Raw genomic sequence first — 14,707 nt, forward strand, 5'->3', positions numbered from 1 at the left:
GCCGGTCCGGACAGTACCGGACTAGACGGCGCCGTGCATCCGCCAGGCGCGGGAGGAAAGCAGACGCATCCCGTTGAGAGCGACGATGACAGTCGAGGTTTCGTGTCCTGCGACGCCGATGGGCAGGGGCAGAGTGCCGATCAGGTCCCACGCCACGAGGACGACGATGAACGTCGCAGCGATGACGAGGTTGGCGACCACAATTCGATGTGCTCGACGCGAGAGGTCGATGACCGACGCCAGTGCTCCGAGGTCGTCGCGTACAAGCACTGCGTCTGCGGTGTCGAGGGTGAGGTCGGAGCCCGTGCGTCCCATTGCGACACCGATGTCGGCTGCTGCGAGGGCTGGGGCGTCGTTGACTCCGTCGCCCACTACGAGCACGCGGTGTGGTTGGCCTTCCCATCGTAGAGAGCCGAGTGCTTGTAGTTCGTTCACAGCGTTGGCTTTGCCGTCCGGTAGCAGTCCTGCCCGAACGTCGACAATTCCGGTCCGCTTGGCTGCGTCCTGTGCGGCCGAGCGGTTGTCGCCGGTGAGAAGGACAGTGGGATTTCCGGTGATGCGTTCGATATCGGCGACGGCCGACCGTGCGCCGGGTCGGACTGTATCCACCAAGCCGATGACGCCGACGGGTCGGTGCTCGACCCAGACGAGGACTACCGTCATGCCCGCCGCTTCGTATTCGTCGGCAATTTGCTGGGTCGTCGAGTTCAATTCGGAGACACCGGGTTTTGTCACCGCAATTGCGCGACCGTCGATGTATGCGCTCACACCGGCGCCCGGTGTCGACTCGAATCCCGAGGCAACCGGCACCGAAATTCCGCGGATGCGGGCGTGGTCGACGATCGCCGCACCGATCGGGTGCTCGCTCCCCGTCTCCACCGCAGCGGCGATGCGAAGAACCTCGTCCTGGCTCAACTCGGTGACCGTGTCGACGCGATCGACCCGGGGTGTTCCTTCGGTGAGCGTGCCAGTCTTGTCGAACGCGACAAGATCGGTCAGACGGAGCTGTTCCAGCACTACAGCGGACTTGATCAGGATGCCGTGGCGGCCGGCGGTGGCCATCGCAGCGAGTAGCGGCGGCATCGTGGCGAGAACGACCGCGCACGGTGACGCGACGATCATGAACGTCATCGCGCGCAGCAGAGCGGACTGCAGATCAGTGCCGAACAGCATCGGTATCGCGAACACCCCTGCAGTAGCGACCACGACGCCGGATGAGTAGTACTGCTCGACCTTCTCGATGAACAGTTGTTTTTTCGCTTTGGTCTCCGATGCACGTTCGACCATCGCCACGATCCGGGCAACCACCGTCTCGGAGGGGTCGACGTCGATGCGGACACGTACCGAGCCGGTGCCGTTGATGGTGCCGGCGAAGACGTCGTCGCCGACAGCCTTGAACACCGGGATCGACTCGCCGGTGATGGAGGATTGGTCGATGTCGGAGTTGCCGTCGACGATGACGCCGTCGCCAGGAATGCGCTCACCTGGCCGGACGACGACGATGTCCTCGATGCGGAGATCGGCAGCATCGACCTGACGCTCCTCACCGCTGGTGTCGATTGTCGTGGCAGTCTCGGGTGCGAGATCGAGCAGACCCCGGATCGAATCCGCGGTGCGCTTGGTCAGCACAGCTTCCAGGGCGCCTGAGGTGGCGAAGATTACGATCAACAATGCGCCGTCGAAGATCTGGCCGATCGCTGCGGCACCGATCGCAGCAACGATCATCAGCAGGTCGACGTCGAGGGTCTTCTTCCTGAGCGCCTGCAGACCTTCGAGTGCCGATTGCCATCCGCCGACTGCGTAGCAGGCCAGATACAGCGCCCAGAACAGCCACACCGGCGCGCCCGACAATTGCGCGGCGAGGCCGGCCAGGAACAGTGCTGAGGCCGCGAGCGCCCATCTGACCTCGGTGACTGCCAGCAGAGAGGCCCGGGTGACGCCGAGTGCGGCTCGCTGTTCTCTGGGCCCGGATCTTGTGTCAGCGGACGTGGTGTTGATGGTCATGGGGCACTTTCCGTGGAGATAGGTGGTTCTGGCCAAGATACAGGATTACATGAAGACCTTTACATGTGTACATAAACTATAGTTGTCACATGGGTCACGGGGTCGAAGGGCGGAGCGCTCCGCCCGCGCAACTGGACGCCGAATCTGCAGCAACGGTGGCTGCCACGCTTCAGGCGCTGGCCACACCGAGTCGCTTGCGCATTCTTACCCAGCTACGGCAGGGTCCGAGTGGGGTCAACGACCTCGCAGCCGCGGTGGAGATGGAGCAATCCGCAGTCTCGCACCAGCTTCGACTGTTGCGGGCGATGGGTTTGGTCACCGGCGCTCGATCGGGCCGAAGCGTCATCTACCGGCTCTACGACAACCACGTCGCACTTCTGCTCGACGAAGCGGTCTATCACATCGAACACCTCGGATTGTCAGCTGACGTCGACTCGGCGTGAGGAGTAGCGCTGGTCTGACCGGCGCCGTTGCGGGGTCTGATTTGTGTTCACAAAACAACCCCTTTACAGTCTGTTCGACAACGATTGTCGAAATCACTGCCATTAGTCGTCGCACTATCAAGTCCGGGAGCCCCCTTGCTCGTCGTCGATCAGTTGTGTGTCGACGCAGGCCGAACCCGCATCGTCGACGAAGTCTCGTTCGAGATCGCCGCCGGTCAGCGCGTCGGTCTTCTCGGTGCGTCGGGCTCGGGCAAATCGCTGACCGCGTCGGCGATCATCGGGCATCTGCCCCCGGGCATCACCTCCACCGGCGGCATCACCATCAACGGTCACGATGTCGCGGGGATTGCAACGCCGCGCCGCCACCGCGCCGCGCGGCCCGCCATGGTTTTTCAGGACTCTGCGACAGCGCTGAATCCGATGGTCACCGTCGGCGCGCAGCTCAGCGCGCCTGCTCGGTCGTCGAAGTCCGACGTCGCGGATCTACTCGAGCAGGTCGGGTTCCGCGAGCCAGGCTGCATACTCGGCTCGCACCCGCTCGAGCTGTCGGGTGGGCAACGTCAACGCGTCTGTATCGCACTGGCCATCGCGTGCCGCAGCCCGCTGCTGGTCGCCGACGAGCCGACCACAGCCCTCGACGTCGTTACGCAGGCACGGGTGCTCGACGCCTTGAAGGCAGTCGACGGCGCCATGCTCTTCATCACCCACGATGTAGCGGTCGCATCGCAGCTGTGCGATCGGCTGATCGTCATGGAACGCGGACGCATCGTCGAACAGGGCGTGACCGCCGACATCGTCGAGCGTCCGACAGCCGAACTGACGAAAGCACTCGTAGCCCGCGCTCATGCCGCCGACCCGTTGCGCGCGCTATCCGAGAGCCTCAGTCGATGAGCCTGGTGGCATCCGGTGTGACCCGGCACTACCTTCGGCACCGCAAGAGCCACACTGCACTGAGCGGTATCGATCTCGACATCGCTCCCGGTGCACGCATGGCTCTCGTGGGGGAATCGGGTTCGGGAAAGACCACGCTACTGAAAACGCTTCTGGCGCTGGACCGGCCGGATTCGGGCACTGTCACACTCGACGGCACCCCCGTCGCCCCGGGATCGGCACGCTCGCTCAGGTGGTTTCGCCGACGCGTGCAGTACATCCCGCAGGACCCGGCCACCTCACTCGACCCCAGGAAGAGCGTCGTCGACCTCGTCGCGACACCACTGCGGCTCCTCGGCTCCGAGGGCGACCATCGTGCGCTCGCTCGAAATGCCCTCGCCGCCGTGGGTTTGAACGAACGCTTTCTGCAGCGACGGCCCTCGGAGCTGTCGGGTGGTCAGAATCAGCGAGTGGCCATCGCTCGTGCAGTTGCGTGCGAGCCCGAATACTTACTGGCGGACGAGCCAGTGAGCGGGCTCGACCTGGACCTACGCGAGCAAGTCCTCGACGTGCTGGGCGAGCTGTCCACGCGCACATCGACGGCTTTGCTCGTGGTCTCCCACGACCTCTCGGTTGCTGCGCGGTTGTGTAGCGACATCTCGGTGATGTGCGACGGCTCGATCGTCGAATCCGGTTCTATCGCAGCCGTTCTCACCAACCCTTCCCATCCACACACGCGCGCATTGCTCGACGCAGTGCCCCGCTTGCGATCAAACTAGTCACAGGAGAACGCATGTCCGTCAGAACGATCCGCGCTGCACGACTCGGCGCAGTCGGCGCCGTTGGTGTACTCGCACTCACGAGCTGCTTTTCCTCGCCTGCCAGCAATGACGATGCCAGCGGTGAGCGCGCCCGAGTGGCGATGCTGCAGCCGCCTCGCTCCGGCCTCTCGCAGTTCAGCGACGATGCGTTCAAACTCTCTCGCTGGTCGACCGCCGAGACGCTGATCACTCTCGACGACCTGGGCGAGGCGCAACCGGGCCTTGCCACCGACTGGGAGCGCACCGACGATTTCACGTGGAGCTTCGACGTTCGCCCGGACGTGATGTTCCACAATGGCGCATCTCTCGACGCGGACGCTGTGGTCACCGCCCTGACGGCGGCGACGCAGGCCGCCCCGAAGCCTCGCATCCTCGACGGCGTCGAGATGACGGTTGCCGCCGAGGACAGCGATACCGTCACTGTCACAACTGAATTGGTCGACCCGCTCCTGCCGCAGCGGCTGTCGAGCCCTCAGCTGGCAATCCTCGCGCCGGTCGCGTACGAGGGAGATGGACCCGTGAGTCCGATCGGCAACGGCACCGGTCCATTCGTGCTCACCAGTGTCGACGGAACCTCCAGCGCCGCTCTGGATCGCAACGAGGACTACTGGGGCGAGAAGGCGAAACTCGCCGGCTTCGATGTCGACTTCGTGCCGGATGGCACAGCGCGTGCCGCGTCGCTGCGCAACGGCACAGCCGACGTCGTGGAGGCAATTCCGGTGGGCCAGGCATCGCTCGTCGACCAAGAACTCGTGCACGAGGTCCCGATGCCGCGGACCAACACGCTCTATCTGAATACTGCGAACGGCGTCTTCGCCGATCCCGCCATGCGCGCGGCGGCCCGTGAATCCATCGACAAGGACCGCCTGGTCGAGCAGGTCTACGAGGGCCGCGCCGACGCGGCCAACGGCTTACTCGGACCTGCACTTCCGTGGGCAGCCGAACGCCCTGAGCGAACCGAGACGCCGGCGGGTGACGCCAATGGAAAGCGGATCACCCTCGCCACGTTCACCGACCGCGCCGAGCTTCCCGAGGTAGCAGTCCTACTGCAGCAGGAACTCGAAGCCAAGGGCTTCGTCGTCGAGCAGGTGGTGCGCGAGTACCAGTTCATCGAAACAGACGCTCTCGAAGGTCGTTTCGACGCATTCATTCTCTCCCGCGCGACCGTCCTCGACTCCGGTGACCCGGTGTCGTACATGTACTCCGACTTCGCGTGTGAGGGTTCGTTCAACATCTCACAATTCTGCGACCCGCAGGTCGACGCAGCTTTAGCTGCCGCGTCGGCCACTGACCCCGGTGCCGACCGTCGGACTGCGATTCTCGAAGCGGAACGGCTCATCCTCGAAAAGGATGCGGCGATCCCGATGCTGCACGAACGCGTCATCCAGGGTGAATCGGCGCGGACCGTCGATGCTGCGCGCGATCCACGCGAGCGCACTCTGATCACCAGCCAGACCACGTTCGAGTAACGACATGAGAGCAGGCGCATGGATCGTCACGGCATCGCGAGTCGTCACCGTCCTCGGTGTCGTCGTCATCCTCGGGATGTTGCCCTGGTTGTCCGATCGTGATCCCGCACTGAGCATTCTGCGGGCGCGGTCGGCCGAGCAGGAAGCGACCGAGGAGGCTCTGGACGCGATCCGCAGGGATCTCGGCCTCGACGTCGGTCCACTGCGTATGTTCTGGGGCTGGTTCACGGGCGTCATACAGGGTGACCCCGGCACGTCATGGAATACCGGCAGGCCTGTTCTCCCCGGTGCCGTCGACGCGCTCGGCGTCTCGCTGACACTGATGTCGTGCGCCATGATTGTCGCGTTGGTCGTCGCCTCGCTCATCGTTCTGCCGACGCTGCGCGCCGGACTCCGCGGCAACCCCCGTCGAACCGGTGGCGCCGCCGCTGCGGCGATGACTTCGATGCCCGAATTCCTCTTGGCCTCAGTGCTTGTCATCGTCGGCGCGGTGTGGCTGTCGTTCCCGGCTTACGGCTGGAACGGACCCGAGTACGTGGTGCTGCCCGCGCTCGCGCTCGGTCTGCCGGCCGGTGGACTGATCGGACGACTTCTCGCCGATGCAGTCGCCGTCACCTTCACCGAGGGGTGGGTGACGACGTGGACAGTGGCTGGGTTCACCAGGCGGAGGATCACCGGAGCAGTCCTGCGGCGCGCACTGCCTGGCCTTGCCTCGCAGATCGGTCTCGTGATGGTTGCTATGACCGGCGGCGCGGTTGCCGTCGAAAAGGTCTTCGCTATACCGGGATTGGGTAGAACGACGCTCGGCGACGCACAGTCGCAAGACCTGCCGGCTCTGCAGATCGACGTACTGTTGCTGCTGGCGGTCAGCGCGGTCCTGGGTATCAGCGCCGAACTGATCAGAAGGGCGATGCTCGGCAGCGCCCTCCGCGGCGGATCTATGCCGATCCCGTCGGGGGTGTTCGCGCCGTCACCTCGCCGCTGGATCGCCCCGATCGTGGCAGCCTCGGTGCTGGTCGTCATGGTCGTCGCGGGACTCCCCCGCGACGCGTACTACTCGACGCGAGAGAAGTTCGCGCCACCGTCAGCTGAATTTCCCTTCGGCACGGACGCTTCGGGCCGCGATTTGCTCGCGCGCGTGTCCGAGGGCGCGATCTCGACGGTCAGCCTCTCGCTGGCTGTCACCGCCGGCTGCTTCGTCATCGGTGTGCTGTTCGGATTGATCCCCAGGGTCTCCCGCGGACTCGTCGAAGTCACCAACGCCGCCCCGCCGGTGGTGGCGGGCATTCTGATCGCAGCGATTTGGGGTCCGAGTGCCGGGGGCGCCGCCGTGGCCGTGTTGATCGTGACGTGGGCTCCGCTCGCCGCTCATACTGCCGCGTTGGTGGAGGAGGCTCGGTCGCGTCCGTATATCGCGATCCTTCCGACACTGGGCGCCAGTGAGGCAAGAATCCTCTTCGGATCCATTGTTCCTAGCGTCCTACCTGTGATCATGCGGCACGCGATGTTGCGTCTACCCGGCGTGGCACTGGCTCTGGCTGCGCTCGGATTTCTCGGGCTCGGACCGCGGCCGCCCACCCCCGACTGGGGTCTGATCCTCTCCGAGGGTGTCGCAGGCGTCGAGCGAGCGCCGTGGGTCGTGCTCGCACCGCTTGCGTCGCTCATCGCTCTTGCCGTGCTGGCCGTATCTCTCGCCAGCGCCACGTCCGGGCGCACCCGCCGGACCGTGGACGACACAGCGGTTCCTGTAGCGTCGGCGACGGCGTCGAACTGACGCTCGAACTGTTGGAATGGATTTGGAGAGCAGTGTGACCGCGGGTACCGAGTCGGACAGAACGCGGTGGCGGTGGTCTTTTCTCGACAACCTGCAGCGCGCGACGCCCACGATCAGGCTGCTGGTCCTGACGCAGCTGACCTTCAATGTCGGCTTCTTCATGGTTCTGCCGTACCTGTCGGTGCATCTGACGAGCGATCTCGGACTCGGGGCTGCGCTGGTCGGCGTCGTACTAGGCATCCGGACGTTCTCCCAGCAGGGATTGTTCTTCGTCGGCGGGACACTCGCCGACCGCTGGGGCATCAAGCCGGTCGTACTCGTCGGATGCGTGTTGCGCGTGGTCGGCTTCGTGGGCCTTGCCGTGTTCGACTCCTTGGCAGGCGTGCTGGCCGCGACGGTCCTCGTCGGCTTGGCAGCTGCTCTGTTCTCCCCGGCGGTCGAATCTGCGGTGGCCATCGAGGCAGGCAAGAGCGAACGTGCGGGCGGACCTCGCCGGGTCGAGACGTTCGCGTTGCTCTCGGTCTGCAGTCAGATCGGTTCCTTCACGGGCCCACTCGTCGGATCGCTGTTGCTACTGGCCGACTTTCGGATCGCCTGCCTGGTTGCGGCCGGAATCTTCGTCGTGGTCATTGCCGCCCACGTGCGGTGGCTACCGAACGAACCCGGCGAGCACCGCGACGAACCTTGGCTGTCAGGGTGGTCCGATGTCATACGCAACCGAGTGTTCGTGCTGTTCGCGATTGCGATGAGCGCACAACTGGTCGCCTACAACCAGCTGTACCTCCTGCTTCCGCTCGAGGTCGAACGTGCGTGGGGGTCGCAGACGGTCCTCGGCTGGTTCTTCGCCGTCTCCGCGGTGTTCGTCGTGACGACGCAGCTTCCGATCACCAGACTCGTCGGGAACCTCTCGCCCCGAGTGGTTCTCCCCATTGGATTCGCGGTCATGGCGCTCTCGTTCGTCGTGGTTGCTGTGGCATCGCCGCTGCAACTGAACGGTCTTGTCGGCCTTGCGCCCGCGGCTGTGTTCGTTCTACTACTTGCCCTCGGCCAGATGATTGCCATGCCGCAAGCACGCGACCTGGTTCCCCGGTTGGCCGCCGAACAACGACTGGGCTCGTACTACGGATTCATGGCCTCCCTCGGCGGAATCGGCGTCCTCGTCGGATCGGTCGTCCTGGGTGCAGTCATCGATGCTGCACCCGACACAGGCTGGGGCTCCGCGACCCCTTGGCTGGTGGCATCGGCCTTCCCCGTCGCCAGTGTGATCGGGCTACGTGTCGTGCTGGCCAAGACGCCGTCGTGCGGGACGAATTGAAGACGTTGCGGCTTTGCGGGGCTAGTGATTCGGTGCGCGTTCGCCTTCGAATGCCGAATTGAATCGTGGTTCCAGCCGGTATTCTTCGTGCCTGCGATGCAAGACGGCGGCCACCTGGCCTGGTGCATCGTCTCCGACGAGGAGGCGAAGTCGATCTCTACCCGACGGTGCGTCGATGTGGTCGAGGAGGATCTGCGCGACATCGGTGGGGCTGGTTCCGCCCCCGGTAGCGCCGGGTTCGCTGAGCCATGGCACCGATGCTGTGCCTAAATTCTGCGGGCGAGGCCGGTCGTCCACAGTCGTCCGCGTTCACGACGCGGTACTCGAACTCGCTGCCTCTGGGGACTCGTTGACGATGGAAGGAATTGCTGTCCAGGAGGGCGTGAGTAAAGCAAACCCTCTACCGGTCGTGGCCCTCGGTTCCAGCGATGATCTTCGATGCCTTGTTCGCCCGCGCTGCCGACGTGGCTGAAACACTGCCGAGCACAGGAGATTTGCAGCGCGACCTCGAAACGCTACTGGAGGAGGCCGTCGTCGAGATCTCGACGCAGCCTCGCGAATCACTACTCCGCAGCCTCGCGGCCAGGATTCAAACAGACGAGAGCACGGCCTCGGAGTTCCACGATCGGCTGCTGCGTCCCCAGCTCGACGTTGTCCATACGCTGCTGCGATCCGGTGGAGCTCGACGTGTCGAAAGAACAGCTGAGCTACTCCTTGCCCCCGTCTTCTACCGCTGGTTCATGCGGTTGGCGCCGATGACGACCCAGGACATCGCCTCGCACGTACGCGAGGTGTTGCGTCTTGCGCACGTGCCGTAAACCGCTAGTCGAGCGCGCCGACGCTCATTCCGTACGGCAGGAAGCGCACTCGACGTGTTGGGTCGGTGTTGTCCTTGTGGGCACGAAGGGCGTCGAGTTCGGTGGCGAACACCTGGTCGATGGCTGCGCCGTCGTCGGTGACGGTATAGATGGTCCAGACACCGTCGCCCTTCTCGCCAGTGGTCTCGGGGGCCGGCTTGGCGCGAGGCGTCGCTGCCTCGCCGAAGAATGCACCCCAGGGTCCGACGGCGCCGGACTGGCCGATGATTTTCCCTACTTCGATCGATTCGCAAAGGAAGCGAGCGTCCTCGGGGTCGATATTGAACGGTCCGTTGTTTGTCATATCTCCAGTGTGCGCCTGTGAGCCGCGAGGCCGCATCACTGCTGCTGAAGCCGCGACCCGATGGTGTTGTGCAGCGCCCGCAGCGAGTTCTGGCCCAAGGACACCGTCTGCGACTCGATGTGCTTGAGCAGGTGACCGTCGTCGAGGACCTTCTCACTGGACTGGATGAGGACGGTTCCTGCGCCGGTGAAGTCGAACTGACGCTCCTCGCCGCTGTTGGCGCCGAGGAATCCGCGCGCCGCACCGAGGAAGTTCTGCATCCACCCTGCGTCGAAGTGGTGCGACGGCGACGGGCAGTCCGCCCACCCGACGAGAGCCTCCGGGTCGATCCGCAGGGGTGGCTCGGCGAACATCACCGTGCCGTTCGACGACGCCAGGAACTTGCCCGTACCGAGCAACGTCAGGAATCCGGGCACGATGGACTGCTTGAGATCGAGCGTCGGCTCGAATGCGAGCAGATTCGACGCCCGGATCGTCAGGTTGCCTTCGTCGAGGTCGTAGCTGTTGATGTTGAATCCGCGGTCGCCGAGGATCAGCTTGCCCTGGCCCTGCGCGAGTACCCAGTCGTTCGAGTACAGCGGCGAGGAGAATCTCGCGGCCACGATCGCGGGCATCGATGTCTGACCCAGGGGCTCGAATCGGACGTTGCCGTAGTAGGCGATCATCGCGCCCTTGGATGTGAACCACGGCTGGCCTGCGAGTTCGACGCAGAACGCATAGTCGTTTCCGGGAACGTTGTCGTTGACGGGAAGCGTGAACGGGGTGTGGATTTCGAGACCCATGTGTGTGCTCCCTCAGAATTTCTGCTCGGAGGCCTGGACCCACACGGTGCCCATACCCGTCATTTTCAGCTGGATCGCCTCGCCGCTGCCCTTGCCGACGGCGTCACGCCAGCCGACGTTCGCCGAGATGTCCACGGTGATGTTGCCGATGTGGCAGACGTACGCTTGCGGGTCTACCACTACCTGTGGATGTTCGGGTCCGACCTGCAACGGAGTCGCGCCACCGTGTGACAGCACTGCGACACTCCCCTGACCGGTGAGTTGCGTCGTGAACAAGCCCTGGCCCGTCATGGCCCCGCGTACGGCTCCCCGAACCCCGCCCTGCGACGTGAGCGCGACGATCGAGCTCTGCAGGTACCCGTCGTGTACGAGCAAGCGGTCGGCTTCGACGGTCAGCATCGACGAACCGTCGAGGTGGATCACTTCGACGTACAGCCCCGCGTGTCCGTAGAAGACCTCACCCTGGCCCTCGGCGGCCATCATTGCGACATGTTCGCCGGACATCATCCGACCGGCCATTCCGGCGACCCCGCCCATGCTCGGCATGCCACTGGCAGCACCACCCATCGAGTGAGGGATGAAGTGCACATCGCCGGTGTAGTAGAGCATCGCGCCTTTGCGGGCCAGAACGTTCTGTCCCGGTGCGAGAGTCGATTTGACGACCTTGCTGTTGACGAGTTCGAGCGGCACGTCAGCGCTCCTCGGGTTGGATGTAGACGACGCCCTGGCCGTCGAAACGGAGCGAGAATGCCTCACCACTGCCACCGCCGATGGCGGAGCGCCACGTGACGTCGGTGACGAAGCTCTGGTTCAGTTGGCCGCGGTGCGCGACGAACGAATCGGGGTCGACTACGAGTGGGTACTGCGGATCGACTGCGAGCGCGATCAGCGGACCACCTGCCGAGAGCAGCGCGACGGTGCCGGATCCGCTGACGACTGTTGTGAAGAGGCCCTGTCCGGAGCTCGCGCCACGAAGCCCCGAGAACTTGACCTCGGTCTTGAGCTGACCTGTCAGAGCGAGAAGCTGTGATGCTTCCACGTGCATGGAGTCGTTCGCGATCTCGACGATGGTGATGTCCTGGGCGTCGACGGCGAAGTAGACGGTCCCTTTCCCAGATACCTCCATGAGCGAAAGGGATTCGCCTGCGACCTTCTGTTTGAGTGCAGCGCGGAATCCGCCGCCGCCGCCCATCCCTGCGCTCTTGAAGGCGACATCGCCCTCGTACGCGACCATCGATCCGGAAATCGCACGCAGCGAATCGCCCTGCGGTGATCCTTGTTGCAGATTCGCGACGAGCACACGGTGCCCGTTCATTGTCAGCTGAGCCACGCCGGGAACTATGCCACGCGCAGTTCCGCCGTGCCAAGGATGAGCGGATACCCGTACACCAGGTCGGCCTCGTAACTACACGAGCGGACGCAACGTCTTGCCCGCGAGTTCGACGACGCCCGGCTCGTGGCCATTGGTGATCAGGTTGATGATGATCCCGTCGATGCCCTGATCGAGCACCCGCTTCTGCACCTGCTCGGCGACGTCGTCCGGCGTGCCGCAGAAATGCCGGTCCGTCGCGGCTGCCCTGTCGCTGTCGTCGAGGTTCGACAGGTCGATTCCGTTCGACAACAAGTAGTCGCTCTGGAGCTTCTTCGCCTTGTCACCGTCCTCGTCGATGATGACGAACGCGAGGAAGCTGGTTTCGAGATCCTTGGGATCGCGATCGACTTCTTCGCACCGTGCTTCGACGGCCTTGACCTTGCGCGGCAGTTCGCTTGCGTTGCAGATGATGTTGAGGTGATCCGCGAACTGCGCAGCAAGGCCGAAGGTCTTCTTCTCGCCGCCGCCGCCGAGCATGATCGGTAGATCGTCCCGAATGCGAGGTTCGTTGATGGCGTCCTCGACCTGATACCAGAGGCCGTCGAACGTCGGACGCTGCCCGCGCAGCATCGGCTCGATTATCTGCAGCGCCTCGTCGAGCCGCTCGAAACGATCGGTGAACGTTCCGAACTCCAACCCGAAGCTGGTGTGCTCGAGCTCGAACCAGCCCGCTCCGATCCCGAGGATCGCGCGACCGCCGCTGACGACGTCCAGCGTGGTGACGGTCTTGGCGAGAATCGCCGGGTTTCGGTAGGTGTTGCCGGTGACGAGGGCGGAAAGCTGAATCGTGTCGGTGGCGGTGGCCAGACCGGACAGGGTCGAGTACGCCTCGAGCATCGGGGCGTCGGGCTTGCCGATCCCGGGTAGTTGGTAGAAGTGATCCATGACGAACGCGGTGTCGAATCCCGCGGCCTCCGCCTCGCGCGCTTGCGCGATGACCTTGGGGAACAGTTCTTTCACGGAACCGTCGTAGCTGAAGTTGGGCATCTGGTAACCGAGACGAATAGTCACCTGATCAAAGCTACTCTCGTCGGAGACGTATGCCACCGGGCGAGACTGGTTTCGCTGCAGAACACACCGGGCGGGTGAACAATCAGCGGCATGCCGACTCTCGAACTCACTCGCGCACCGTTCTCCGGATTCGCCGTCGACGACATCGACGCGGCCCGAGCGTTCTACGCCGATACGCTCGGGCTGACCGTTCTCGACGGGGAGATGGGGCTCCTTCGTCTTCAGTTGAGTGACGCCGTGGAGGTTCTGATTTATCCACGCGAACGTCACCAGCCTGCGCCGTACACGATCCTCAACTTCCCGGTCGCCGACATCGAGGCAGCGGTCGACGCGTTGGTTGCCAAGGGCGTCGTATTCCAGAGCTACCCGGACATGGGCACCGACGACCGCGGAATCTTCCGGCACGGCGGGCCGCTCATCGCATGGTTCACCGATCCGGCGGGAAACGTCCTGTCGGTTCTGGAGGCCTGATCACGCGGTCGGGGCACCGAGCTCCAAGGTGACCGACTGTTGCTGGCGGACACCCTCTTCGGTGATCCACTCGAGTCGAATGATGTCTCCGGGTCTGCGCCCGATCATTTCCATCGAGAGCTCATCGGATGTCCGGACGGGTCGGCCGTCGAAGGACACGATGACATCGCCCCGGACCAGTCCTGTGCGCTGCGCCGGTGAGTCGGACTGGACGGACGCCACCGCCGCTCCCTGAGACGGTCCAGCTGTTCGAAACGCGGATACATCGCGCACCCCGATCCCCAGATACGGCGTCGGACCGACGTGCACCGTGCCCTCCGAGCGACCGTCACGAACTTGCTCGACGACGGCAATCGCGTCATCGATGGGGATCGCGTACGCCTCCGGCGCCTGTGTCTCGCGCGCTTCGTCGGACAGGCCCGCAGCGTCGACTCCGATGACGTTGCCCCATGCGTCCACGAGTGGACCGCCGGAATCCCCGGCACGCACGTCGGCGTCGATCTGAATCATGCCGACCAGCTCGTTGCGAGACCCGTCGACCGAACTCTGCGCGATCACTGGACGGTCGAGAGCGACGATCTTGCCGGGTGCAGGTACGAGAACTCCACCGCCGGAGGCATTTCCGATCGCGGTCACATCGGCACCGACTTCCAGATCGGCCGATGATCCGATGGCCGCAACCGGCAGGTCGGATGCGGTGGCCAGCTGTAGCACCGCCAGATCCCGCGTCTTGTCGTAACCGAGCACGGAGGCGTCGTAGATCAGTCCGTTGCCCATGTGGACGGCCGTCACCGCTGTCGCCTCTTCGATCACGTGGAAATTGGTGACGACAAGTCCGTCGGCATCGACGACGAACCCCGTCCCTGCGACACCGTAGAGACCGAACTCGGCGGCGATCGTGACAACAGTCGGATTCACCTGCTCGGACAGCTGCTCCAGTGTCAGGGGCGGCGGGGTTTCGACCGGAGGTGGGGGCGCTACGGCAGGGGGTGCCTGGTCCGCGAGGGGGGTGCTGTCGAGTACGCCGGGGGCGAGAGGAGGCGCAAGTGCGGAGACAGCGAGAGTCAACGTCACGAGGAACGCCGCCCGGCCTGCTGCCTGCATGACTACAGATTATGGCCTTTTGCCTCAGGTGATGGTTTCCACGGATTTTTCGGTGGTCCCGCCAGCGCGCATGTCTGTAGGCGGCACATCTGGAGCTCTGTGCCGCTGGC

Annotated in this window: 16 protein-coding genes; 8 read left to right on the forward strand and 8 right to left on the reverse strand. The window is 64.4% G+C overall.

From position 1 onward, the window contains the following. Window positions 1–21: 21 nt before the first annotated feature. Window positions 22–2,004: a heavy metal translocating P-type ATPase gene (locus tag WDS16_RS23155; protein ID WP_422395706.1), complete on the reverse strand. Its 1,983-nt coding sequence runs from the start codon at window positions 2,002–2,004 to the stop codon at window positions 22–24. An 89-nt stretch (window positions 2,005–2,093) separates the two neighbouring features. On the opposite strand from WDS16_RS23155, the gene WDS16_RS23160 reads away from it, so the two are divergent. From WDS16_RS23160 to WDS16_RS23185, 6 genes are all read left to right on the forward strand, one after another. Further along, a complete protein-coding gene (locus tag WDS16_RS23160) occupies window positions 2,094–2,447 on the forward strand; it encodes a metalloregulator ArsR/SmtB family transcription factor (protein WP_338888058.1) in 354 nt (117 codons plus the stop codon). A gap of 135 nt (window positions 2,448–2,582) precedes the next feature. After that, window positions 2,583–3,338: an ABC transporter ATP-binding protein gene (locus WDS16_RS23165; RefSeq protein ID WP_338888059.1), complete on the forward strand. Its 756-nt coding sequence runs from the start codon at window positions 2,583–2,585 to the stop codon at window positions 3,336–3,338. Continuing rightward, complete coding sequence (locus tag WDS16_RS23170) at window positions 3,335–4,096, forward strand: ABC transporter ATP-binding protein (RefSeq protein WP_338888060.1); 762 nt, start codon at window positions 3,335–3,337, stop codon at window positions 4,094–4,096. Before WDS16_RS23165 ends, WDS16_RS23170 begins: the two co-directional genes overlap by 4 nt. A 14-nt stretch (window positions 4,097–4,110) precedes the next feature. Beyond that, complete coding sequence (locus WDS16_RS23175; protein ID WP_338888062.1) at window positions 4,111–5,607, forward strand: ABC transporter substrate-binding protein; 1,497 nt, start codon at window positions 4,111–4,113, stop codon at window positions 5,605–5,607. Window positions 5,608–5,611: 4 nt separating this feature from the next. Continuing rightward, window positions 5,612–7,381, forward strand: coding sequence for an ABC transporter permease subunit (locus WDS16_RS23180; RefSeq protein WP_338888064.1), 1,770 nt, complete (start codon window positions 5,612–5,614; stop codon window positions 7,379–7,381). A 34-nt stretch (window positions 7,382–7,415) separates the two neighbouring features. Further along, on the forward strand, window positions 7,416–8,696 hold the full coding sequence (locus tag WDS16_RS23185; RefSeq protein ID WP_338888066.1) for an MFS transporter: 1,281 nt from the start codon (window positions 7,416–7,418) through the stop codon (window positions 8,694–8,696). Between the two features lie 21 nt (window positions 8,697–8,717). Here WDS16_RS23185 and WDS16_RS23190 read toward each other — a convergent pair whose 3' ends face one another. Next, window positions 8,718–8,951 carry a hypothetical protein gene (locus WDS16_RS23190; RefSeq protein ID WP_338888068.1) on the reverse strand — a complete coding sequence of 78 codons (234 nt, stop codon included), beginning with the start codon at window positions 8,949–8,951 and terminating at the stop codon, window positions 8,718–8,720. A gap of 173 nt (window positions 8,952–9,124) precedes the next feature. On the opposite strand from WDS16_RS23190, the gene WDS16_RS23195 reads away from it, so the two are divergent. Beyond that, a complete protein-coding gene (locus WDS16_RS23195) occupies window positions 9,125–9,514 on the forward strand; it encodes a TetR-like C-terminal domain-containing protein (RefSeq protein WP_338888070.1) in 390 nt (129 codons plus the stop codon). A 4-nt stretch (window positions 9,515–9,518) separates the two neighbouring features. Here the strand turns inward: WDS16_RS23195 and WDS16_RS23200 are convergent, their stop codons facing one another. The 5 genes from WDS16_RS23200 to WDS16_RS23220 all read right to left on the reverse strand — a co-directional run bounded on the left by WDS16_RS23200 (window position 9,519) and on the right by WDS16_RS23220 (window position 13,022). Continuing rightward, entirely contained in the window at window positions 9,519–9,857 is a 339-nt protein-coding gene (locus tag WDS16_RS23200) for a hypothetical protein (protein WP_338888071.1), read from the reverse strand. A 35-nt stretch (window positions 9,858–9,892) separates the two neighbouring features. Continuing rightward, window positions 9,893–10,639, reverse strand: coding sequence for an AIM24 family protein (locus WDS16_RS23205; protein WP_338888072.1), 747 nt, complete (start codon window positions 10,637–10,639; stop codon window positions 9,893–9,895). 12 nt (window positions 10,640–10,651) lie between these two features. Beyond that, a complete protein-coding gene (locus WDS16_RS23210; RefSeq protein ID WP_338888073.1) occupies window positions 10,652–11,329 on the reverse strand; it encodes an AIM24 family protein in 678 nt (225 codons plus the stop codon). A 1-nt stretch (window position 11,330) separates the two neighbouring features. Further along, window positions 11,331–11,954, reverse strand: coding sequence for an AIM24 family protein (locus WDS16_RS23215; RefSeq protein ID WP_338893581.1), 624 nt, complete (start codon window positions 11,952–11,954; stop codon window positions 11,331–11,333). A gap of 90 nt (window positions 11,955–12,044) precedes the next feature. Continuing rightward, window positions 12,045–13,022 carry an LLM class F420-dependent oxidoreductase gene (locus WDS16_RS23220; protein ID WP_338888074.1) on the reverse strand — a complete coding sequence of 326 codons (978 nt, stop codon included), beginning with the start codon at window positions 13,020–13,022 and terminating at the stop codon, window positions 12,045–12,047. Between the two features lie 90 nt (window positions 13,023–13,112). On the opposite strand from WDS16_RS23220, the gene WDS16_RS23225 reads away from it, so the two are divergent. Continuing rightward, window positions 13,113–13,493, forward strand: coding sequence for a VOC family protein (locus WDS16_RS23225; protein WP_338888075.1), 381 nt, complete (start codon window positions 13,113–13,115; stop codon window positions 13,491–13,493). Here WDS16_RS23225 and WDS16_RS23230 read toward each other — a convergent pair whose 3' ends face one another. Continuing rightward, a complete protein-coding gene (locus tag WDS16_RS23230) occupies window positions 13,494–14,597 on the reverse strand; it encodes a S1C family serine protease (RefSeq protein ID WP_338888076.1) in 1,104 nt (367 codons plus the stop codon). It lies immediately after the preceding gene. Between the last annotated feature and the right edge of the window lie 110 nt (window positions 14,598–14,707).

Origin of the sequence: Rhodococcus sovatensis, assembly GCF_037327425.1 — a bacterium.
Taxonomy (GTDB): domain Bacteria; phylum Actinomycetota; class Actinomycetes; order Mycobacteriales; family Mycobacteriaceae; genus Rhodococcoides; species Rhodococcoides sovatense.

What these genes read in the sequence shown, in the direction of transcription:
- WDS16_RS23155 (WP_422395706.1), bottom strand. Translation starts at nt 2,004, where the DNA reads ATGACCATCAACACCACGTCCGCTGACACAAGATCCGGGCCCAGAGAA.
- WDS16_RS23160 (WP_338888058.1), top strand. Translation starts at nt 2,094, where the DNA reads ATGGGTCACGGGGTCGAAGGGCGGAGCGCTCCGCCCGCGCAACTGGAC.
- WDS16_RS23170 (WP_338888060.1), top strand. Translation starts at nt 3,335, where the DNA reads ATGAGCCTGGTGGCATCCGGTGTGACCCGGCACTACCTTCGGCACCGC.
- WDS16_RS23175 (WP_338888062.1), top strand. Translation starts at nt 4,111, where the DNA reads ATGTCCGTCAGAACGATCCGCGCTGCACGACTCGGCGCAGTCGGCGCC.
- WDS16_RS23180 (WP_338888064.1), top strand. Translation starts at nt 5,612, where the DNA reads ATGAGAGCAGGCGCATGGATCGTCACGGCATCGCGAGTCGTCACCGTC.
- WDS16_RS23195 (WP_338888070.1), top strand. Translation starts at nt 9,125, where the DNA reads ATGATCTTCGATGCCTTGTTCGCCCGCGCTGCCGACGTGGCTGAAACA.
- WDS16_RS23200 (WP_338888071.1), bottom strand. Translation starts at nt 9,857, where the DNA reads ATGACAAACAACGGACCGTTCAATATCGACCCCGAGGACGCTCGCTTC.
- WDS16_RS23205 (WP_338888072.1), bottom strand. Translation starts at nt 10,639, where the DNA reads ATGGGTCTCGAAATCCACACCCCGTTCACGCTTCCCGTCAACGACAAC.
- WDS16_RS23215 (WP_338893581.1), bottom strand. Translation starts at nt 11,954, where the DNA reads ATGAACGGGCACCGTGTGCTCGTCGCGAATCTGCAACAAGGATCACCG.
- WDS16_RS23225 (WP_338888075.1), top strand. Translation starts at nt 13,113, where the DNA reads ATGCCGACTCTCGAACTCACTCGCGCACCGTTCTCCGGATTCGCCGTC.
- WDS16_RS23230 (WP_338888076.1), bottom strand. Translation starts at nt 14,597, where the DNA reads ATGCAGGCAGCAGGCCGGGCGGCGTTCCTCGTGACGTTGACTCTCGCT.